General features: G+C 68.8%; 1 protein-coding gene. It reads right to left on the bottom strand.

The window, feature by feature from the left end; translation table 11 throughout:
- Positions 1-445 (bottom strand): RNA-guided endonuclease InsQ/TnpB family protein (locus tag ACU8YE_RS25290; protein WP_446930322.1); only part of this gene is annotated, 445 nt, incomplete at both ends.

The following is a 445-nucleotide window of genomic DNA, read 5'->3' as shown; positions in this document are numbered from 1 at the left end:
CCCCAGGCTCCTCGGCATGATCAGCATGTCGCCCGGGGACAAAACGAGCGTTGTAACCACGCCCCGGTCGATGCCGACCACCCCAGAGCCCGGCGCGGGCGCGTCGTGCGCGATCTCGTAGGTGAAGGCGACGTACCAGCCCGAGGCATCAAGGCGGTCGCTCACATTCTTCAGGTCGCCGCGCATCGGCCGCGTGTCGCGGAACTTGACCCAGCCGATCTTCGGCAGGCGCACGGCGCTCCACTTGCCGTTCAGGGGCTTCACCGCGACCTCGCGGCCAGGGAAGCGGAAGCTGTCGTCCACGCCGCGCCTGCGGGGCTGAGGGAAGCTCGCCCGGCCCGTGAAGAAGTTGCCGAAAGCACGGTCGAAGTCGCGCAGGGCCTGCTGCCGGCACGAGACGTAGACGGCCCATACCCGGTCGAACTCGGCGCGCAGCTTTGTGAGG

The organism is Ralstonia sp. VS2407, assembly GCF_052950655.1.
Note: the sequence above shows the minus strand (reverse complement) of the source record. Positions and strands in the feature narration are given on the sequence as shown.